The sequence below is a fragment of the Enterobacter sp. CGMCC 5087 genome (genome assembly GCF_003144775.1).
GTDB lineage: Bacteria > Pseudomonadota > Gammaproteobacteria > Enterobacterales > Enterobacteriaceae > Enterobacter > Enterobacter cloacae_M.
The window spans coordinates 1-223 of sequence record NZ_QFXN01000062.1; the positions used below are offsets into that span (position 1 = coordinate 1).

At 64.6% G+C, this 223-nt stretch carries 1 pseudogene; it reads right to left on the reverse strand.

Annotation, left to right across the window (positions count from 1 at the left end):
• A pseudogene (locus tag DEO48_RS05370) lies at positions 1–223 on the reverse strand (phage portal protein); the annotation flags it as partial.

The window sequence follows — 223 nt, forward strand, 5'->3', positions numbered from 1 at the left end:
GCGCTGATCCACAATCTCCTCCCAGTCCGCCCCCATGCTTTCAGCCACCTCCTGCTCCATGGTCGAAATGCCGGCATCAAGGCCGAGGATAACGCCCTTCTTCTCGGCAACCGGATCAACCCAACCGCGCCCCGGCCCCATCCAGCGGGCGCGTGAATACGCGGCGCGGGCTTCGGCAAAGTCCGGCGCGTTACGGGGTAGAGGGAGATCGCTGAACTCGTGT